Raw genomic sequence first — 20,968 nt, forward strand, 5'->3', positions numbered from 1 at the left:
GACATTACGGTACCAACGTCAGGGTCTTTTGTGCATGGGCCTTAATGGCGGCATCTGAAAACCACCAGTACTGGACAGAACCATCCATAAAATCTTCAACCAGGTCTTTCTGGTGGGGATGAAAGGTACGGCCTGCCGCCCCGCCCGGCAACACCGCCATAAGCTTTTCATCATCCCCCATATCCGCCACAAAGCGCAGGGATGCACAATGGGTCACGGCATAGGGGGCGTCAAAATCATACCATCCCCGATACAGCGTTTCACCGGATCCGCCCATGGGCATGGGCCCTGTGCCAAACAAGGTCTTTAGTGACCCGTTACGAACAAGGGGATTAACCAACTCAAGGGTATGCAGATCCCCCCAGCGCCATTGGACAGGGTCATCGCCAAGGGCATGGGACAACTCTCTTCGGGCGGCATGGGCAGCCTGGACAAAAAGATCGGCCATGGTTTCTGTTTGACCGGCAGTGCGTACATCATCGAAAAAAAGACTATCACCGGCCAGCACAAACTGCAGGAGGCGCTCCTGCCAGTAATACCAGGCATTCAATAGCGTCCAAACCTTTTTGGGGCCCAGGTCGTCTTCAAACACAGCCAAAGCAAAATACCGATATATGGTTTGAAACACCAAAGGCCCTGGTTTTTCAGGATCATCTTTAAAATCCCAATCCGCCAGAATCTGTCCTAAATCATTTGTATCCCCGTTTGCCAGAAGAATCTGTGACATAATTGGCGCAATGCACCGGGCCATTACATTGCCTGTATCCCTCTGATATTGCCACAAATCCAAAGACGTCTGCTTGGCAGTGCCGGCCATGAGTTCCTTTAGCCTTGCATAACGAAATGACGGTGCAAAAAAGGATGAGTAATAATAGGGAAAGTCGGCGTCCACCGTTTTATTGTTGCAGGTGCCAACCCACTTTTTTACCGGGTTGATCTGCCCAGGCATCTGATCCTGGGCAATCCAGCCCTGCCAGTTGTCTGTACTGTCTTTGACCACATGGGGGAAAGTGCCGCCGCTCCTGCGCACGGGAATCCGGCCGGATGCCTGGTGGCCGATATTTCCGGAAGCGTCGGCGAACACCCAGTTAAAACAGGCTACGGCCAGGTCCTGCATGGCCCGGGAAAGATCTTCGGCATTTTTTGCCGTAAGTATATCCAACAATCCGATATCAGGCATCATGGACTCCACTGGCGCAAATCTGAGCGTAAACACCTTATTGCCGTCCAGGCCCTTGAGAACCTTAGACATCACCGGTCCCCTGCGGGTGGTCCGGATATCCAGGTCTTCTGTGCGAAAGCCGCCGGGCGCCTTCTTATCTTTAATTTTCAACCGCTCTTTAATATGCCCGAAGGCAATGGAATTGTCCCCTTCCATATAATGATCCGGATTTCCCGGATCCACGGTTTCAATATAAAGGTCCACCATGTCACCATAATTGTTGGTGGCGGACAAAGCAATGTGTTCAGTGCGCCCCACGCCCATACCCGGAATGCCGGGGATTTGAACACCAAGGGCCCGGATACCGGGGCAGATCAGTCCTGCCGGATACCAGACCCCGGGCAACATTCTTGGATCCAGGTGGGGATCACCAGACAGCACCGCAGCCCCGGTGACGGATTTTTCAGGCGCCACGGCCCAGTTATTACTGCCCACCCGCAACAGCCTGTCCCCGGCATAGGCCAAAAGCCCGGGGTCAAATGCCAGGGACAACCCAATATTCTCCCTGGGCGGCATGGCAATAAAGCCTTTGTCATCAGGATCATCCACATTGATATTCAAAGGCAGAAGCATGGCCGTTTTTTCATATCCCAGGGTATCCAGCAGCATCTGGGAAATAATCTCCGTGGTCAGGTTGGCTGCCGTGGAATATCCCATATAAAACAGTACACCAAGGCAGTCTTCCACCTGCCAGAAATCCGGTTTTATTCCGGCCAGACGAAATTCCAGAGCAAGGTCAGCCGGGCACTTTTTTATGAAGGTATTTATGCCGTCCACATAATGCTGGAACTGTTTTCGCAAGGCAGGGTTCAATATCCGGGCCTGTTTTTTCGCCATGCGTGACATTCCGATGGTGCGCATGCGGACATCCAGATCTTTGGCCTGTGCCCCTGCCAGTTCGCACATCCGTCCTTCATAATACATCCGGGTCATCTGCATCTGGAACAGCCGGTCCTGGGCCGTGACAAATCCCTGGGCAAAAAACAGGTCCCCAATATTTTCAGCATGAATATAGGCAATGCCCGAATCGTCCCGGGTTACGGTCACAGGATGGCCTAAGCCGGCAAGATTCAATTGTCCGTTATCCTGATAATCATTCAACTGCGGCAGAAAGAAAAAAAGAGTCACACAGCAGGCTATCAGTAAAGCGATGATCACACTGACACGTCGAATCCATTTCATGGCAACTCCTTGAATAATCGGTAGATTACCCCATCATATGCCCTTGGCACCGGCCATGTCAACAAAGGCGAAAATGCTTATAGCCAGCCCAGAAGCCCTGCTCCCTCCCGGGCAAGCCCCCAGGCAAAACAACACAAAAGAAATCCCAGCCCACGCATGGTCCAAACATAGGCGGCACCGGTTAAAAAACTGCGGGTCCGGGCCACCACAAAGGCCAGGGCGAGTTTGGAACCCACAAGCAGCAAGTAGAAGCCGGCCACAAATCCAATGGCACCCCCGGGATGGATCTGCCAGGCCTTGGACGCCAGGGGTGCACCAACGGTAATCCAGAACAGGTAGGGGTGGGGGCTTAAAATATTTACCAGCACCCCTTTCATAAGGGACGCTGACGCCCGGTCCGGGGATTTGGGCATCTGCCCGGCAGTTCGGATACTCGAGATGCCCATTTTCAAAACAATCACAGCCCCAGCAAGGGAAATGATCCCCAGCACCGGGTCGGACCCGGACAGGTAGAAAACCAAAAGAAAGGAGACAATTAACACAGGCAAATCAGAAATTAGCGGTGCCATGGCAACACGGATACCCGCGCTGAACCCCAAGCGAATGGTTTCACTGATGACAAGGGCCAGTAAAGGGCCTGGTGACAAACCGGCAGACAAGCCTAAAACCATTCCCATGAACAAATATTTTTCCACTTGCCGACCTCATTTTTGTTTGTCCAAAAATTTTCAGGCAATCAATGTACCAGCTATATTTCACCTTTTCCATCACAAAGACAGTGGGGCCCTAAAAATCATGCCTTGCAATCATCTGCACTATGGTTTAATTTTTGGCGCATTATTTGGTGGTTTCCATAGAGATGATTAGTACGCGGCCTGTTGCCGCTTTTTTAAAAACCTGGAATATATTATGAACACCGAACAGCAAATTTTACCCCTGTCCAGATTCAGACGCATCGTGGTCAAAGTGGGCTCAGGGGTGCTGACCCGGAAAAACAGCCTCAATCTTGATGTCATCAACAGCATCTCAAGTCAGATCTGCGCACTCCATGACCGGGGTATGGAAGTGATTCTTGTCTCTTCCGGAGCCATGGCTGCGGGCGTTAAAAAAATCGGTCTAAAAAAAAGGCCTTCGGAAACCCCTAAACGTCAAGCGGTTTCCGCCATTGGCCAGGCGGATCTGATCCATGAATGGGAAAAAGCCATGGAACACTGCGGCCGAAAAGTGGCCCAGATTCTTCTAACCCGGGGCGACCTGTGTGACCGGGGCCGGTATCTGAATGCCAGAAATACCCTGAACACACTTCTGGAATGGAAGGTGCTGCCCATTATCAATGAAAATGACACCGTGGCTGTGAAATCCCTGCAATTCGGGGATAATGACAACTTGGGCGCCATGATCACCATGTTGCTCGACGCTGATCTGATGATAAATCTCACCGATATCGGCGGTCTGTACAATAAAGATCCCCGGAGGCATGACGATGCGCAGCTTCTCAGAGAGGTGACAGCCATGGGCAGCGATATCGAGGCCATGGCCGGAGAGATAGCCGGGCCTTTGGGCACAGGGGGCATGGGCACCAAAATAAGCGCGGCCAAAAAGCTGACGTCGGCAGGCATTCCCATGATCATTGCCTGCGGCCTGGAACAGAATATCCTGGTCAAAATAATGGACAACAATTATACCGGCACCTATTTTGTCCCCAATGAACAAAAGGCCTCATCCAGAAAAAACTGGATCGGCCTGACCCTGCAGGCCAAGGGGAGGCTTACCATAGACAAAGGTGCCCAGAAAGCCGTGGTGGAAAAGGGAAAAAGCCTTTTGCCGTCAGGCATTACCCGGGTGGAAAACTATTTTGAGGTAGGCGATCCCGTGGAATTCATCACAGAGGACAAAGTGGTCCTGGGCATGGGCCTGGTCAATTACAATGCCTCGGATATTTTAAAAATCATGGGCTGCAAGACCAGCCAGATTAAGAAACGTTTAGGGTTCAGATCCTATGACGAGGTGATTCACAGGGATAATCTGATGATCACCGCTTACCCGGATGATGCTAGGTTATAATTATTTTCGGGATAAATATAAAGGAGAACCATTCTATGTCTTTAGAAAATCAAATCATTGAAATTGCCAAACAGGCCAGGGCAGCAGCCCGAATTATGGCGGCCCTGCCGACGGAACAAAAAAACAGGGCGCTTTTTGCCATTGCCCGGCAGTTGGAAAAGGATAAAGACGTCATCCAGGCGGAAAATGCAAAGGATGTGGCAGCGGCCCGGGAAAACGGATTGTCCGATGCCATGATCGACCGGCTGACCATTACGGATAAGGTATTGAACGGGATGGTTGAGGGTCTGGAATATGTGGCAGGCCTAGAAGATCCCGTGGGCACCTTATCGGACTCCTCCATCCGTCCCAACGGTATTGAAATGGCCAAAATGTGCATTCCGTTGGGGGTTATCGGCATTATCTACGAATCAAGACCCAATGTCACTGTGGATGCGGCAGGCTTGTGTCTCAAGGCGGGCAATGCCGTGATCCTGCGGGGCGGTTCCGAAGCCATTTACTCCAACCAGGCCCTGGCCCGGGCCATTGAACAGGGTATTTCCACAGAAGGTCTGCCGGCCGGTGCCGTCCAGGTGATCCCCACGTCAGACCGGGCTGCTGTGGATATCATGCTCAAACAGGAGGAATATATCGACCTGATCATCCCCCGGGGCGGCGAAGGCCTGATCCGCCATGTGGTGGCAGCCTCCAGCATCCCTGTACTCAAACATTACAAAGGGGTGTGCCACGCCTATGTGGATGATCTGTCAGACCTGGACATGGGCATCAGCATCGTAGTTAATGCAAAGGCCCAGCGGCCCGGGGTATGTAATGCCCTGGAAACCCTGCTGGTCCATGAAGGTGTGGCGCAACAATTTCTGCCCATGGCCCACAAGGCACTGGCCGATGCCGGTGTCACCCTTAAGGGGTGCCCAAAAACCTGCGAGATACTTCCCGATGCAGTCCCCGCCACCGAAGCGGACTGGCCCATGGAATACCTGGATCTGATTCTGGCAGTTAAAGTGGTTAAGGATATGGATGATGCCATGGCCCATATCGCGGCCTACGGCTCCAACCACACCGAAGCGATCATCACAACGGACCTGAACCGGTCCCGGCGCTTTATCCGGGAAGTGGACGCCTCCCTTGTCATTGTCAATGCATCCACCCGGTTCAATGACGGGGGAGAGTTGGGCCTGGGCGCTGAGATCGGCATATCCACCTCAAAGCTGCATGCTTACGGTCCCATGGGCATAAAAGAGCTGACCACCACTAAATTTGTGGCCTGGGGAAATGGACAGATTCGGTCCTGATCAGCACCGCTTCAATGTTGTTAACTTAAGCGTTGATGGCAAAAAACTGGAAACAAAAACTTGAGTGCCACTTATAAAACTTAAGATCAGGCCAGGGTAATCCGATCAAATTGTCCGGGCTGATCTTAAGTCTTCCCTGTTCAATGGCATTGCGAGCGATTTTAATCTTTTGAAATTACTTTACTTTCAACTTGCGTCTTTATACCAAATCTTAAATATTAGGATCGAATTCCAACAATATATTCAAATATCATTAATTCCGTGAATGATATGCGGTTAGATATTAAAAATATTAAAAATATACGGACAACCGGTAATCAACTTGTTACATTAAACCTGGACGGTGAATGTGCCAGTTTTATACTGCTCGTAGAACCCGAAACGCCTATAAAATAAGGATTTCCCAATCTATGGTGCAGACTTTCCCGGAGAACGGGGGGCTTCGATAACCGATGAAGACACTCTGCAGTCATACCCCGCTTCCTGATAAATCGGCAACCGGCCCGACCGTAGGTGATATCTTCAGGGAATACGGCCCTGCCTTCAGATCCTCAAACAGGCTGCATCCCCGGCAGCACAAGGTGATGTACGATATCGAGCACTGTCGGCGCGGAGAGTTCGGCACCCACTGGGAGATCTGCGACACATGCGGCCATCTTAAAAAAGGATATAACTCCTGCCGGAACCGTCACTGCCCCGGCTGCAAATAAGAATTAGGGTCGGACCAAGCAATATGATGTAAGTAACTGTTAATATGTATAAAAAACTCACAAAACTACGAAAAATAGCTCTTAGCTGTCTCATTTTGATACCAGAATGGACCTTCTAAAGAGACTATTTCATAAATTCTAAAATGGTGGGGTGGGGTCGGGCCACAGCAACCTACTGGTAATTCGGGGGACACCTTACTTAACTATTGAGGGTTATGTAAAGTGTCCTCCGAATTACTATGTTTTTGCTCCCCCCCAAAAAACATCAATCTAAGCACAAGACGGCCTTTCACGCATAGAGAGAACCGATATTTGATCCCAGCTCATGTTTGATATAGCACTCATTGATGTCACAAAAAAAGAATTTACTTAAAACGAAAAAAAATGGAGATTTTTTTATTATGAAACGAACAATCACAATTGGCTTATCACTCCTGCTGTTCGCCTTGCTATGTGCCTGCAGCCAGCAAGCTAAAAAACAACAGAACCTCGGTTCATTATTACCGAAAAGTATCGGCGAATGGCAGCAGATTCAGCTGGTCACCGGCACCGAAGCCCTGGAACAAATCAACAGCTTGCATGGCAAAGATATTATCGTAGAAGCTGGGGCCATCGGCACCTACCAGCTACCTGGAAAACGCCCCGCCATGATCTGGATATCACGCAGCAAAACCGCGGATTTGACCAGAGATCAGGCTGAGGTCATGGCAGAAAAAATGGTGAGCAATCCTCGTTCACCATTCCATGACCCAGAAACCTTTATCAGTAACAAAATCAAAGTGTATAAGTTTCTTGGGATGGGACAAGTACACTATATTTTTTGCCAGGAACAATTGGGATACTGGATTTCAGCCCTACCAGAAGATGGGGAAAAGCTGCTACTCTATTTCTTAAAAAATGGATCGTAAATTCGAATGAAATTCGGCGTAGAGTAGAGCACTGATTTAGCCGGTTTCTTTAGCCCTTTATATATTCGAGACGCCTTGCCGCACGCGGCTACTACGTGTTCCAAAGACCTTGCACCCTCAGTGCTCCCTCATCAAACAGTACATTATTTTTATAGGCATTAAGGAATCAAGCTACGGCTTTCGGTTCTTGGTTCTCGTAGCCGTATAAAAATGATTCGCGCAGCGACACCTTAAATCAGCGATTTTAGTCCATAGTGGTTGAATGTTCCTGATTATAACGAACTGATTTGGGGGGGGAGGCTATGGTTTGGATGTGGCAAAAGCCTTGAAAATTATAGCCTATTCGTATTCAAAACAGGGTTTATTATCCATTTTAACGTATTGCACCCTTCTGAAAAGTCGGTTGCTCAGTGTATGATTCCAATAGGTTATGTTTTGACCCTCAAATCCGTTATAACCAGCATAAATTTAATGCGAGGGAGATTCGACTCCTCCAAGGCCCATTTTACGAATTACTTCCTGGTAAATTGATTGATGAACTTATCATGTTCAAAGTCTAAAATGATAACATCCGTGATTGCTTGAATAGCGCATAAAGTCAAAGTGCATTATTTTACCCTTAATATTGAAAAAAAATCCCAATGTTACTATTTTTGCATCTTATAAAACAAATTGACATACAAATTATCGCGAGCTATAGTGTTACTGAATTGGTACTTTAATAAGACAAAATCATCTAATGTGGACAATTGGTAACTTTATTATGTTTGAAAATTTATCCCCCATCGCAATCGCTGAACAATTAGGAGAGCGATTAAAACAAGCGAGACTGAACGCCGATTTAACCCAGGCAGAAGTAGCAGCAAGAACGGGTTTGAATAGGAGGACGATTCTTAATGCCGAGAAAGGTAATGTTCAACTTAAAAATCTGGTTGCAATATTGGTAAGCCTTGGAATGGTAGAGCAAATCAACATGTTTATACCCATGCAGGAAATTTCCCCTGTACAATTGGCTAAACTGAAGGGAAAAAAACGACAACGCGCTTCGAAAACTCAAAAGAAAAAACGCCAAATCAGAGAAGATAAATCATTATGGTAATCGAAGTCATTAAAGTGAAATATAACGAACAGAATGTTGGTGCTGTCAGTTTCAATACTGAAACAGGTGTTGGCGCATTTGAATTTGAGTCTCGTTTTATTAAGTCCGGTATTGAACTTTCACCTATAAAAATGCCTTTATCTAAAAAAATATTTTCATTTCCGGAAAACAGTAACGAAACCTTCAAAGGCTTGCCTGGAATGATTGCCGATTCTTTACCTGATGATTTTGGTAATGCCGTGATGAATGCCTGGATAGCAAGACAAGGGAAATCACCAACAGACATCACTCCATTGCAGCGTCTTCAATACACTGGAAAGCGTGGCATGGGGGCATTAACCTATTCTCCGGCAATCCAACGAAAAAATCTGAATAGATCACAGCAAATTGAAATTCAGTCATTAGTTTTTATTGCTCAAGAAATTTTGGATAAACGGGAAAAATTCCAGGTCACACTTGGATCACAAGACAAGGAAGATAAAAAGGCGATGATGGCGCTATTATCTGTGGGTATGAGTGCTGGCGGTGCCAGGGCTAAAGCAGTTCTTGCATTTGATAATGACTTTACCCAGGTCAGGTCAGGGCAAACCACTGCACCTGAAGGATTTACGCATTTCGTGATGAAGTTTGATGGTGTCAGTGAAACCAACAAAGACAAAGAAACATTTGGTGATCCACTGGGGTATGGCACAATGGAGTATGTTTATCACCTCATGGCCAAAGCCTGCGGCATAAACATGATGCCATGCCGGCTGCTTAATGAAGGGAATAGACGCCATTTCATTACTCAACGATTTGACCGGAAAGGCAATCAGAAGATACATGTACAAACCTTAAATGGAATTGCACATGTAGATTACAAGAAGGTTGGTTCATACTCATATGAAGAGTTGTTTTCACTTGCAAGGGAGCTAAAGTTGGCTCCAGATGATGCAATACAAATATTTAAACGAATGGTGTTTAATATTATTGCACGTAATCATGATGACCATTCTAAAAATTTTGGATATATGCTTGACAGCCAAGATAAATGGCAACTGGCTCCTGCTTATGATATAGCATATAGCTACAAGCCGGGAAGCCCTTGGATCAGCAGCCATTGGATGAAACTCAATGGAAAAAGAGACAACTTTACCCGTGAAGATTTTTACAGCTTAAAAAAAATAAGCCCCATATTTACCAACCGAAAAATTGATCATATCATTGAGGAAATCACAGAGCATGTTTCACGATGGAATGACCTGGCTATCGAGCATAGTGTTCCAAAATCATTAATCAATCTCATAAGTAGTAATTTGCGACTGAAAATTTAGTGATGCCATCTTAAAAATTTAAATCCAAATGGCGAGACATCATACCAATTGCCAACAACGAACATGCTGACGGATAAACCACAGATGTTCATGTTCTAAATTGGCGCTATTTTTTAATGACATTCCAAGCGCAGCTATACAGTCATTGCCAATAATTTCGTGTCAAAGAAAAAATTGTTGTTTTGATGAAACCGCATTGACCCGGGGGGCGGGAGATGTGATTCCCGGGATGCTAATAGCCCTGGGTCATTGGTAGATCGAAAAAATAGATAACCGTTGCTTAGGACCGCGGATTAAATAAGTTGGGCAGAAATAACGCCGAATTTTGGTTCATCTACAAGGCGTATTAAAGGTTGGATAGCAGGCCTATTGGGCCTTTGATACAACGAAGTAGATGCGCCAATAGGGAAACTATTTCGTTCAAGTTATTTAATCTGCAGTCCTTAAATTCGCCCATGCTAAATTTTAAAAAGATTCATAAGCTGTTTAAGCTTATTTGCAAGATCCGCCATCTTTTCTGCATTGACAGTCATCTGGGATCCGCTGTTGGCAAGACCGGACACAGACTGATTAGTCGCATCAATCTCCTTTGCAATGCTGTTGACGGCCAGGGCGCTGCCGCTCACATTTGCGCTGACCTCCGCTATCCCATTGGAAAGCTGTGAAATATTGCTTGATATTTCCTGGGTGGTGGCCGTCTGCTCCTCAATGGCAGCGGCAATGGATCCAATCAAATCATTGCAATCGGTTATGATCGATTCCACTTCCTTAATATTGAGAACAGAAGTGTTTGTGGCGCTTTGAATCCCTGAAATCCTGGTATTAATTTCCTGGGCTGCGATGGTGGTCTGCTTTGCAAGTTCCTTGATCTCGCTTGCGACCACTGCAAAACCCTTTCCCGCATCTCCAGCCCTGGCAGCTTCTATGGTGGCGTTAAGGGCCAATAGATTTGTCTGCTCGGAGATATCGGTTATGGTATCTGTCACCTTGCCTATTTCATTAGCCGCCCCCCCCAGTTCCTTAATCTGCGATGAGGTTTCCTGTGACACGGACACAGCCTTTTCCGAGATTGTCCTGGCGGAGGCTGATTTCTGACTGATCTCATTGATCGTCGCACTCATTTGTTCAACAGCGCTGGCAATCATGGAGATATTGGCATTGGACTCTTCAATGGCCGATGCCACCGATTCCATGCCAAGATTAACCTCTTCTGCCGAAGCTGCAATAGTCTGAATTCTTGAAGATGCTGATGTGGTTTCTACTGACACGGCCTTGGTGATATCCAGCATTGTGCCGGAGGATTCATCCACCTTGGCGCTATAGCTGGTCGCATTGGCGATAATGCTGCTCAGCTTATCCAGGAAGGTATTAAAAGCCGTTGCAAGGATGCCTATTTCATCACTGGTGGTCACCTCAATCCGCTTGGTAAGATCCCCTTCTCCCTGGGAAATGTCTTCCAAAGTAGCAACCGTTTCTTTTACCGGTTTCAATATCTTGTTAATGAAAAAGGACAAAACCAACACCAAAACCACAATACAGATCAGGGTCATGAGGGTATTAACGGTTTGGATTTTCCCCAGCCCCTTGCCCAGCTCCTTTTTGGGAATCTCAAATACAATTTTCCAATTGGAGGCGGGAATTATTTTAAAGACCACCAGTTTTTCAATGCCCTTCTCGTCAATATATTCTTTGGTTCCCTTTTCCTCGGTCAGGAGGGCCTGGACGATCTCTTTTTGAAACCCTTGATCAGGTATGTTCTTGATATTTTTTATGGTGAAAACATAGTTTTCGGACGGATGGGCCTGAATACTTCCGTCCTGGGAAATAAGAAAGGCAGTACTGTTTTCGCTTAGCTTGGTTGTGCTCAATTGTTCGGAAAGGGCTGTGAGGTTGATGCCGGCGCCTGCCACACCAATTGGATTGTCAACAGGCCCGACAAGCAAATTGATAAAGGCCATGAGGGTTTTGGCTTTTTCTGCAGTATCAATATTGATGGCAAGCTTTGTCTTGCTTTTCAAGGTGTCGAAAAACCAGCTGTCCCTAGGGTTATCTGCGCTCACAGTCTTAAAGAGCCCATCACTGGTATAGTAGTTCTTGGAATTGGCCGATACCAGAAAAACAAAATCCATATCATTCTTCTTCACTTCCTTAAAAAAGGATATGGCCTGGTTCATGCCCTCTTTTTTTTCGCCATCCTTGATCCACTGAATAATATGAGGATTGTCTGCAATCAGCCGGGCGATACTCAAAGATTTATCCATTTTCTTTTCAAAGGTTTCAGCAATATAGTTCACGCTGGCAGGCGCTTCTCTGTTCACAATTCTATCATATATAATAGCAAATGAAATTTTGGCGCTGATATATCCGGATACCAGCATTAGGGCAATAACAAAAATCGTCACGCTAAACAGTAACTTTGCCTTAATGTTTAACTTTTTAGGCATTATTTTTCTCCTTTTCATAATGGATATGGGAGACCTTGTTATCTTGTCCTCCTCGCATCCCCTCCTCTATACCGGTTTATCCCGGCGCTTTCGGTCTATCCCCTATTTTTCTATTTTTGGTCTCCTATTTTTGGTCACCCTCTTCGCCGCGAATTATCACTGACACAACAGAATCAAAGCTTATTGGAAGCCCACCCGTTATCCCAATCTTCCAAAATTAAAAGACAAACAGTTATCGGGATCAAATATCTGAGTCATCTATTAGGCAAATAAACCTGGCCGGGCAACAAAAGAATACGGACTGGCTAATTATAAAACTACAACATTACAATGTTCATGCTTGACAAGACCTGCGCAATGCCCTACCAGATACCTGTAATTGAGTTATTCACCAGCCAAAGGAGTTTTTTATGGTTCATCAGCCGGACACCCTGAGAAAAGAGGTCCTTCAAAGTGACTGCTGGGATCTGTCACCCATGTTTCAAACCACCGAGGCGTGGGAAGCGCGTTCCCAGGCACTGGAAAAGAAATTGCCCACCTATGACGATTTCAAAGGGACCCTTGCCCAGGGGCCTGATGCGCTTTTAGCCTGCATTGAATTCGACCACAGTGTCGGGCGAGAAATGGCGTTTCTATATACATTTGCCCACCTGAAAAACGATGAAGATAAAACCCAGTCGGACAACGAGGGGCTTTTCCAACGTGCCTCCAATCTTTACACCCGCATCGGGGAGGCCTCAAGCTTTATTTCGCCTGAAATCCAGGCCATACCCTCTGACCAGCTGACAGCGTATCTTAATAAAGAAGCGTTTAAACCATACCGGTTTTACCTGGAACAAATGATCAGGTACATTCCCCATACCAGGACTGCCGAAATAGAACAGCTGATGGCAATGGCCGGCGAAAGCCTGGGCGCGCCCCAAAGAATTTTCTCCCAGCTGGATAATGCAGATCTTAATTTTGATACGATAAAGCATCCCGCAGGCGATGTGCTTCCGTTGACCCATGGAAACTTTATTACTTTTCAAGGACATAAAGACAGAACTTTTCGCAAAACAGTCTTTGATCAATATTACCAGACCTACCATGACCACAGACACACCATTGCCGCGACTTTAGCCACCTCAGTAAAAAAAGATCTGTTCTGGGCCAGGGCGAGGCATTTTGATTCGGCACGAAAGGCTGCCCTGTTTGCGGACAATGTTCCGGAAAATGTCTACGACGACCTGATTATCAATGTTAAAAAAGCTTTTTCGTCCCTTCACCAATACCTTGATTTCAGGAAACAGGCCCTGGGCGTTGACGAACTGCACATGTACGACACCTATGTGCAGCTTGTTCCTGATATTGACTTTCACATGGACTATGAACAGGCGGTTGCGACCTGCATTGAGGCGCTTGCACCCTTAGGCCAAGACTATTGTGGCACCTTGGAGCAGGGCCTTCTCAAGGGCTGGGTGGACAGATACGAAAACAAAGGCAAGCGAAGCGGGGCCTACTCTTCGGGATGTTACGATTCCAACCCCTATATCTTGCTCAACTATGATCCCAATTCCATTAACAGCCTCTTCACGCTGATTCACGAGGCCGGGCATTCCATGCACACCTTTCTTGCCAACAAAGCCCAGCCCTACCCCACCCACGGCTACACGATTTTTGTGGCAGAGGTGGCCTCAACCCTTAATGAGGCACTTTTGGCCCGGCATCTTCTGGAAAAATACAGGGATGACCCCAGAATGAAAGCCTACATACTGAACCGGGAAATCGACAATATCCGGGGCACATTTTTCCGCCAGACCATGTTTGCCGAATTTGAACATATCATCCATGGGTTGGCTGGTGGAAACCAGGCCCTGACCATTGACACCTTCACATCCGTATACAAAAATCTTTTATCCGTATATTTCGGCGATAAAATGGTCATTGACGAAGCCCTTACCCTGGAATGCCTGCGCATCCCCCATTTTTATTCTTCCTTTTATGTTTATAAATATGCCACGGGCCTAGCGGCAGCGCTTGCCATTGCCCAGCGGATAACAGACAAGGGCAAGCCTGCTGTGAATGATTACCTTGCCTTTCTCAAGCTTGGGGGCTCCATGTTTCCCATTGATGAACTCAGGGTGGCGGGTGTGGACATGGCAACCATTTCCCCTGTGCAAGCGGCGGCATCCCATTTTGAATCACGAATCAGCGAACTGGAAACCCTGTGGCAGTCCATTTAGCACCCACCATAGAACCCATTGGAGTGATCCATAGCTGTTTCAAGGAAAAATTCGGCATCCCCCGGCAGCCCAACCTTGCGGACAAGGCACCGGGAATGCTGAAATTTTTTCCTGAATTTGCAAGGCCCGAGGCTGTCAGAGGTCTTGAACAATTTTCCCATATCTGGATAATTTTCGTTTTTCACAGGGCCGTGAAAAAGGATGGGAAATGGTCTGCCATGGTGCGCCCTCCCCGCCTTGGGGGAAATAAAAAGGTGGGCGTATTTGCCTCGCGTTCCCCTTTCCGGCCCAACCCCATTGGTATGTCCTGTGTCCGGCTTGAAGATATTGAAGCTACGGCCAAAGGACCGGTCCTTCATCTGACCGGCGTGGATCTTCTGGATCAGACACCTGTTCTGGATATCAAACCCTATCTGCCCTATTCAGATCGACTGGACACTGCCCGGGACGGTTTTGCACCGGCACCGGACAATAAGACGTGCCAAGTCAATTTTTCCAGCACAGCCGCGACCCAGATCCGGGAAAGGGAAAAAACCATCCCCAATCTGCTGCCCATCATTACCCAGGTGCTGGAAAATGATCCCCGGCCCGCTTATAGCAATGCCCAGTTTTCCAGTAGAAAAGGAGACACCGGGGCTGATGGGCTGGATAAAGAGCGTGTATATGGAATTCGGCTGTTTGACTTTGATCTCAAATGGCAGGCAGCAGGAAATAAAATCCGGGTGCTTTGCCTGGACCCGGCCTCAGATTAAGGACTCTCCCTAAGGGACTCAAAAAAAATAATCGAAACACGAACAGGAGAAAAACTTTATGAAACTACGAAAAATCACCTCGTTGACCATGTTTTTATCTTTTCTGCTGCTGATCGTGACCAGCATTGTCCTCTATGTTGTTCCCCATGGACGGATTGCCTACTGGTCTGACTGGCGCTTTATGGGATTAACCAAAACCCTTTGGGGCGATGTTCATATCAACCTTGGCGTTTTGTTTCTCGTCTCAGGCCTTTTGCACCTGTACTACAACTGGAAACTCATAGTTACATATATGAAAAACAAGGCAAAAGAGCTTAAAATTTTTACCCCGGATTTTAATATGGCCCTTGCCCTCACGCTGATTTTCACTTTTGGGACCCTGCTTCATATTCCGCCCATGAGCACCATTCTTGATTTCAGTGCATCTTTCAAGGATGCCGGTACCCGAAAATACGGAGAACCCCCTTACGGGCACGCGGAGCTCTCCTCTTTGAAGATGTTTGCCAAACGCACGGATCTTGATCTTGACGTTATCAAACAGCAGCTTCAAAAGTCAGATATGGCATTTGATGACGAATCCTGGACCCTGCTTGACATTGCCCGGGCAAACAACTGCACCCCCAAAGATGTATATGTGGCCATGTTGCCACCCAAGACAACAGTCGATACCAAAACTTTTCCTGACCAACCCTTTCCCGGCATTGGAAGAATGCGTTTAAAGGATTTATGTACCCAGTACGACCTGGATACGGAAAAAATCATCAACGGTCTTGGTGCCAGACAGATTAACGCCGAGCCGAATCAAACCATCAAGGAAATAGCCCAAGCCAAAGGCATGGAACCCCAGACACTGTTTGAAGTCATTCACGAGGTGGTCACATCATTATAAAATAATACGATCATTCCTGAATATAGAAGGGGCAGAACCGGAAACTCGGTTCTGCCCCTTTTGTTTTTTTAAGGGATCTTCTCAAACCAGCTATCTAACTAAATTAACAGTGAATTTTGAAACAGAAGGCAGTACTGGAAACGAATGGAGAAAAAGTTTGAGAATAAGAACTTATTGGCTTTTTTAAATACTTATTAATTCAACTAACTTTTTACATTGACAATAAAATTATCAGACAATATAAACTCCCTAAACAAACGAAAAGGAGAAAAAGTGAAAACCACAATGCAGATTATGGGATTGTTTATTCTACTGTTTCCATTACCGCTCTGGGCTGAAGTAAATATCAGTCCAACGGTGGTAACCGCCACCATATCGGAAAAAACCCTGGAAGAAGCCCCGGGATCCGTTCAGGTTATAACGGCCCTGGAAATCGAAGAGATGGGGGCAACTTCCGTGAACGAAGTTCTGGAACAGGCCATGGGTCTGATGGTGTCCACGGATTCCGGACGGGCCAAGGTTGCAAATATCAGAGGCACTGGAAATAAAAGAAGCCTGGTGCTCATTGACGGCCGGCGCCTGGCAGCTGGATACAAAGATTTTACCAGCACAGATCAGATACCGGTGACTATGATCCAGAGGATCGAGATTGTACGGGGACCCAGCTGCGCCATATACGGCAGTGATGCCATAGGAGGCGTAGTTAACATCATCACCAAGAAGGCACCGGATAAGACATCAGGCGAAGTGCTCACCCGGTACAAAAGCCATCTGGACAAGGATTCCGACGGCGGTATGGGATCTGCCTGGGTTGGCTCCAAGCTGGGAAAAACGTCTTTTATACTGTCGGGTTCCACCCAGAGCATCGGCGGCTGGAATGACGACGGCCACAGCCCTGATGATGGTGACGATAAGGATCTGAATTCTACAGCAGGACGGATCGCCTATGCACTGACCGATGCATCAGATCTAAGCGCTGGATTTGAATATTTTGATCTGGAACGCCAAGGGGAACGGTATTACCAGGGCCAGAGCCGTGAACGAAATGCCGAAGACCAGCGGCTCAATTATTTTATTCAGTACGATAATCAAATCGCCCAGGACGGGAATATATTGGTCCGGGCCTACCGCTCCGAGCATGAAAATAAAATGCAATTTTCGCCCATAGCGCCCGTAACCAGCGAAGAGGATTCCGAACGCTGGCTGAATCAGGTAGAGGCAAGGTACACCGGCCCGATTATGGGCAGCCATCTTCTATCAATTGGCGCCGAATTCCGGCAGGAAGGACGGGAAGACAGCACAGGTGCGGATAACGACCTTGATAATACCAGTATTTTCATCCAGGATGAGTTTGAAATTTTCTCTTCGTTATATATTACAGCCGGCCTGCGCTATGACGATCATTCCGAATTCGGCGGCCAGTTTTCTCCCAAGGCATCTCTGGTCTACGGCATTCTTTACGACCTCAGGCTCAAAGCCTCCATTGGAAAAGGATTTAGAGCACCCTCCATATCAGAACTGTTTGTGACCTCCTACCACAACAAAGCGAAATATGTGTACAATCCCAACCCGGATCTGGAACCCGAAGAGTCTGTGTCCTATGAAATCGGTCTTGAGGGTGACAAAGGCCCTTTTTCGGGAGGGATCACTGCGTTTAGGAATGATATCGACAATCTGATTGATGCCAAGTTCATAACCACCACGGGTTCAGGAAATAATAAAATAACCTATTACCAATATCAGAATATTGCCGAAGCCCACACCCAGGGAATTGAAGCCCGGGCAGATATAAGACTTCCCTGGCACTTGAGCACCGGCGCCTGCGTCACCTGGCTGGACACGGAAAATAAAGAGACCGGAGAAGAGCTTGATGGCAGCCCGGATATAAAAGGCATTTTCAGGCTGGCCTATTATCATCCTGGCTACAAATTTCGTGCCGCCACCCGCATCAACTATATCGGCGATCAGCATGTATCGGATGACGAAGACAAAAGCGGATATGTCACTGTGAATCTTTATTTCTCAAAGGATTTTCCAAACCAGATCCGGATTTTCGCCGGCATTGATAATCTTTTGAATGAAAAAAAAGCATATGACGGCGTGACCTATGTAGAACCGGCCAATGCCTATGCAGGACTCAGCATCCGGTTTTAGGTCAAGCATTACTTAGACTATAACAGATAATTCTTATCACTGCTGTAAGGAGAAAATGATCATGCCCCAAAAAATGGCGAAACTGTTTATTATCACCTCTTTGTTTTTTCTTTTGTTCTGCTTTATTGAAGGAGTGAGGCTTCCTTTTGTAGTTGCCAGCGGTATTTTAATTTTGATCTCTATTTTACTGTTCAGCCTGAACATACTGCGAACCATGCTGACCAAAGGTGAAAGCAGAACCCCGGCCAGGGCGCTAAACAAGCCGGTCCATAAAAAACTTGCCACGGCCACAGCCATTCTGGCCGCAGGCATATTCCTGTTCAATACTGCACCCTGCATGGCATCTGCCACACAGATACCCGAAAAAGCCGATATCATCATCATCGGGGACCGGCTTGTGGATATTGCCTACAATCTTGGAGTACTGCCTGCAGCAATGTCAGTGCGCTGTTCTTTATGGCCGCTGTGCGACACCTTGAAAACATCCTGCCAGGTCCTGGGCTGTCCCAACTGTCTGCAAAAGAAAAAAGCCAAACCATTGATCAGTTTTGCCAAAGCCCACCAGATAAAAAAAGTGATCATTGAAAAAGGCAATCCCTTCTGTGCCCTGGTTCCGGAACTGCACCCGGAAAAAATAGCGGGTATGCTTGAAAACCAGGGATTATCCGTAACGGTTGTTGAATATTCCCATGACCTGGCCAAAACCGTCAACCAGATGGCCGCCATTTTAGGTAAAGCGGATAAAGCGCAAATGCTTCTGGACAACTATGAAAAGAACCTGGCAAAAGTCATGAAAAATATAGAAAAAAAGAACTTTGCAAAACGGGTGGTGATTCTTAACGGCGTGTTCCAGGCATCCTCAGGCAAATCCTTTCTACGGGTGGAAAGCCCGGGCGGGTATGCTGATCAATTTCTTTTGTCTGCACTGAAAAGTATAAATGTAGGCCATGAAATGGTCAAATCGGGAAAGAAACCGGCCAAGGGGCATTATTCCATCCGCAAGCTCAACCGTTTAATTGTAACCGCACCCGATGCCATCATCATCACGGGTGACGGGTTTGCCGTCCAAAAGGCCATAGCCCAGGCACTTGTTCAGAGCCCGGGACTGGCAAACATTCCGGCAATAAAAAACCAGGCGATCTACAATCTGCCCGGTTTTATCCAGTCCAGTCTTATTGAATATCCTTCCATTCTTTCCCAATGGGCATTTGTGCTTGAACGTTGAGCGCGTCATAACATCTGCATGGTATTCAAAGACAAGGATCATATTTTAGGACTGTAATGGCGTTTCAACCAGGATCCCAACCCGTCAAGGCCGGGAAACAGCACTCGCTCCGTGATATTGCACAGATCCAGTTTATCCCGGCATTCCCACTTAAGGCTCCCCGGAATAATGATGCGCTGGAAAAGATCAGCGTGAAGGTTCAGCCAGTCATCAATGACGCGGCGGGGATTGGGCATGACTGAAAACAGTGCATACTGGTTCACAATTCGCTCGTCAATGGATGGCGGCTCAAAAAAAAGCAGGAACTCTTCGGACCGCCCCAGGGCATCAAACTGGGTTAACGTCTCAACATACTGATGAAACGTTTTTTCCCCGACGCGGCAGTCCGGACTTTCCTGGCCGATACTGGTGAGCAGCTCCACGGTAAAAGCCTGGGCGCCTTCTGCGGCCAGTTGTCCTTTAAGCTCTGACGGCAAGCGGTCATGGACCTGTTTATAATTTATCCGCCAGATCACCCCGTCCAGGTCAAACCGCTCAAGGTTGGCCAGGGCAAAATGAAGGGCAATATAGGGTGAATAGGTCCAGTCCATGAGGCGGGTAGGCAGTCCGTGGTGCTGGGCCACAGCCAGAAGATGCCAGAAGGAATCGGGGTCTTCCCGTCCCTGGGCCCGGGAATATTTACGAAAATTACGCAGCAGATGTTTTTCAAGGGACCAGAACGGCCCACCCAGGCGCATCAAAGAGGTTTCAAGGCGGTAGGATGCATCGGACAGGCCCCGGTAAACAAAGGGTGGCCGATACCTTTGGATGGCATCATTCCAGGCACCTTTGAACAATTCCTCCTGGAGCATGCCCCAGGAATCGACTATGATGTCCGGCATAAACTCTTCTCCCTCCCCCGGGCGGCCCCGGTTCCTTTATTTTTTTGTGGGCCTATGCCCAAAATATAAATTTCATATTTGTTTAAACGGCAATTCGTCTATCTGGTCCTCACCAAACACCAGAATGCCGTTCTGCCTTAAAAGCGCGGTTGTTACGCCCATACCGTCCACAAGAGACCGGCTGAAACTGCCGTCATAAATCCGACAACTTCCACAGGAAGGACTTTTCTGTTTTAAAAAGGCTGTTTTAATACCACATGCAACCGCTTTGTCCAAAGCTACCTGTGCTCCTTTGATAAAAAATTCCGTAACATCGGCCTGCCGAGTCCTCACCCGGGCGGTTCCCGCCCACACCCCTGGACCGCCGCCAGGTGTGATCTCTGCTGGCGGCCGGGGCACAGGAAGTCCTCCACCCATTTCCGGACAGACCGGAACCAGCAACCCTTTGGCCTGCCACAGGTTTATGAGTGAGCAGTCAAAGGGACAGGACCTGCCGTCATAGCGCACTGGCTGTCCCAGAAGACAGGCTGAAATCAGTATTTTTTTCATGGTGGAACTATATATCAACATTGCCTTGGTTTGTAAAAATTTCTTGACTAAGAAACAAAATT

General features: G+C 47.5%; 16 protein-coding genes. 11 read left to right on the forward strand and 5 right to left on the reverse strand.

Annotated elements, in window-relative coordinates; all coding sequences use genetic code 11:
- Positions 1-4: 4 nt before the first annotated feature.
- Entirely contained in the window at positions 5-2,404 is a 2,400-nt protein-coding gene (locus tag EYB58_RS00520; protein ID WP_111959453.1) for a penicillin acylase family protein, read from the reverse strand.
- 77 nt (positions 2,405-2,481) lie between these two features.
- Entirely contained in the window at positions 2,482-3,099 is a 618-nt protein-coding gene (locus tag EYB58_RS00525) for a LysE family translocator (protein WP_111959455.1), read from the reverse strand.
- A 214-nt stretch (positions 3,100-3,313) separates the two neighbouring features.
- Here EYB58_RS00525 and proB point away from each other — a divergent pair, with 214 nt between their 5' ends.
- From proB to EYB58_RS00555, 6 genes are all read left to right on the forward strand, one after another.
- The gene (proB, locus tag EYB58_RS00530; protein ID WP_111959457.1) at positions 3,314-4,468 is read left to right on the forward strand and encodes a glutamate 5-kinase; all 1,155 of its coding nucleotides are present in this window, start codon (positions 3,314-3,316) and stop codon (positions 4,466-4,468) included.
- Between the two features lie 35 nt (positions 4,469-4,503).
- Positions 4,504-5,760, forward strand: a complete 1,257-nt coding sequence (locus EYB58_RS00535; RefSeq protein ID WP_111959459.1) for a glutamate-5-semialdehyde dehydrogenase — start codon at positions 4,504-4,506, stop codon at positions 5,758-5,760.
- Between the two features lie 452 nt (positions 5,761-6,212).
- On the forward strand, positions 6,213-6,470 hold the full coding sequence (locus EYB58_RS00540; RefSeq protein WP_111959461.1) for a transposase zinc-binding domain-containing protein: 258 nt from the start codon (positions 6,213-6,215) through the stop codon (positions 6,468-6,470).
- Positions 6,471-6,871: 401 nt separating this feature from the next.
- Positions 6,872-7,378 (forward strand): hypothetical protein, encoded by a 507-nt coding sequence (locus EYB58_RS00545; RefSeq protein WP_131071977.1) that lies wholly within the window; start codon positions 6,872-6,874, stop codon positions 7,376-7,378.
- 763 nt (positions 7,379-8,141) lie between these two features.
- Positions 8,142-8,477, forward strand: a complete 336-nt coding sequence (locus EYB58_RS00550) for a helix-turn-helix domain-containing protein (RefSeq protein WP_111959495.1) — start codon at positions 8,142-8,144, stop codon at positions 8,475-8,477.
- Positions 8,471-9,790, forward strand: coding sequence for a type II toxin-antitoxin system HipA family toxin (locus EYB58_RS00555; protein WP_111959465.1), 1,320 nt, complete (start codon positions 8,471-8,473; stop codon positions 9,788-9,790). The genes EYB58_RS00550 and EYB58_RS00555 overlap by 7 nt, the downstream gene beginning before the upstream one ends.
- Positions 9,791-10,248: 458 nt before the next feature.
- On the opposite strand, the gene EYB58_RS00560 is transcribed toward EYB58_RS00555, so the two are convergent.
- Entirely contained in the window at positions 10,249-12,234 is a 1,986-nt protein-coding gene (locus tag EYB58_RS00560; protein WP_163354540.1) for a methyl-accepting chemotaxis protein, read from the reverse strand.
- Between the two features lie 410 nt (positions 12,235-12,644).
- On the opposite strand from EYB58_RS00560, the gene pepF reads away from it, so the two are divergent.
- From pepF to EYB58_RS00585, 5 genes are all read left to right on the forward strand, one after another.
- Positions 12,645-14,456 (forward strand): oligoendopeptidase F, encoded by a 1,812-nt coding sequence (pepF, locus tag EYB58_RS00565; RefSeq protein ID WP_111959469.1) that lies wholly within the window; start codon positions 12,645-12,647, stop codon positions 14,454-14,456.
- Positions 14,441-15,208, forward strand: a complete 768-nt coding sequence (tsaA, locus tag EYB58_RS00570) for a tRNA (N6-threonylcarbamoyladenosine(37)-N6)-methyltransferase TrmO (protein ID WP_111959471.1) — start codon at positions 14,441-14,443, stop codon at positions 15,206-15,208. Before pepF ends, tsaA begins: the two co-directional genes overlap by 16 nt.
- Before the next feature lie 58 nt (positions 15,209-15,266).
- Positions 15,267-16,097, forward strand: a complete 831-nt coding sequence (locus EYB58_RS00575) for a DUF4405 domain-containing protein (RefSeq protein ID WP_111959473.1) — start codon at positions 15,267-15,269, stop codon at positions 16,095-16,097.
- A gap of 273 nt (positions 16,098-16,370) precedes the next feature.
- Positions 16,371-18,251 (forward strand): TonB-dependent receptor plug domain-containing protein, encoded by a 1,881-nt coding sequence (locus tag EYB58_RS00580; protein WP_111959475.1) that lies wholly within the window; start codon positions 16,371-16,373, stop codon positions 18,249-18,251.
- A 61-nt stretch (positions 18,252-18,312) separates the two neighbouring features.
- Positions 18,313-19,476, forward strand: a complete 1,164-nt coding sequence (locus tag EYB58_RS00585) for an ABC transporter substrate-binding protein (protein ID WP_163354538.1) — start codon at positions 18,313-18,315, stop codon at positions 19,474-19,476.
- 38 nt (positions 19,477-19,514) lie between these two features.
- Here the strand turns inward: EYB58_RS00585 and EYB58_RS00590 are convergent, their stop codons facing one another.
- Positions 19,515-20,357, reverse strand: coding sequence for an FRG domain-containing protein (locus EYB58_RS00590; RefSeq protein ID WP_111959479.1), 843 nt, complete (start codon positions 20,355-20,357; stop codon positions 19,515-19,517).
- Between the two features lie 72 nt (positions 20,358-20,429).
- Complete coding sequence (locus tag EYB58_RS00595; protein ID WP_111959481.1) at positions 20,430-20,906, reverse strand: 2-thiouracil desulfurase family protein; 477 nt, start codon at positions 20,904-20,906, stop codon at positions 20,430-20,432.
- Between the last annotated feature and the right edge of the window lie 62 nt (positions 20,907-20,968).

The organism is Desulfobacter hydrogenophilus (genome assembly GCF_004319545.1).
GTDB classification, from domain to species: domain Bacteria; phylum Desulfobacterota; class Desulfobacteria; order Desulfobacterales; family Desulfobacteraceae; genus Desulfobacter; species Desulfobacter hydrogenophilus.

Bases quoted from the DNA above. Each gene is read 5' to 3' on its own strand.
- EYB58_RS00520 (WP_111959453.1), bottom strand. From the start codon at position 2,404: ATGAAATGGATTCGACGTGTCAGTGTGATCATCGCTTTACTGATAGCC.
- proB (WP_111959457.1), top strand. From the start codon at position 3,314: ATGAACACCGAACAGCAAATTTTACCCCTGTCCAGATTCAGACGCATC.
- EYB58_RS00535 (WP_111959459.1), top strand. From the start codon at position 4,504: ATGTCTTTAGAAAATCAAATCATTGAAATTGCCAAACAGGCCAGGGCA.
- EYB58_RS00540 (WP_111959461.1), top strand. From the start codon at position 6,213: ATGAAGACACTCTGCAGTCATACCCCGCTTCCTGATAAATCGGCAACC.
- EYB58_RS00545 (WP_131071977.1), top strand. From the start codon at position 6,872: ATGAAACGAACAATCACAATTGGCTTATCACTCCTGCTGTTCGCCTTG.
- EYB58_RS00550 (WP_111959495.1), top strand. From the start codon at position 8,142: ATGTTTGAAAATTTATCCCCCATCGCAATCGCTGAACAATTAGGAGAG.
- EYB58_RS00555 (WP_111959465.1), top strand. From the start codon at position 8,471: ATGGTAATCGAAGTCATTAAAGTGAAATATAACGAACAGAATGTTGGT.
- EYB58_RS00560 (WP_163354540.1), bottom strand. From the start codon at position 12,234: ATGCCTAAAAAGTTAAACATTAAGGCAAAGTTACTGTTTAGCGTGACG.
- pepF (WP_111959469.1), top strand. From the start codon at position 12,645: ATGGTTCATCAGCCGGACACCCTGAGAAAAGAGGTCCTTCAAAGTGAC.
- EYB58_RS00575 (WP_111959473.1), top strand. From the start codon at position 15,267: ATGAAACTACGAAAAATCACCTCGTTGACCATGTTTTTATCTTTTCTG.
- EYB58_RS00585 (WP_163354538.1), top strand. From the start codon at position 18,313: ATGCCCCAAAAAATGGCGAAACTGTTTATTATCACCTCTTTGTTTTTT.
- EYB58_RS00590 (WP_111959479.1), bottom strand. From the start codon at position 20,357: ATGCCGGACATCATAGTCGATTCCTGGGGCATGCTCCAGGAGGAATTG.
- EYB58_RS00595 (WP_111959481.1), bottom strand. From the start codon at position 20,906: ATGAAAAAAATACTGATTTCAGCCTGTCTTCTGGGACAGCCAGTGCGC.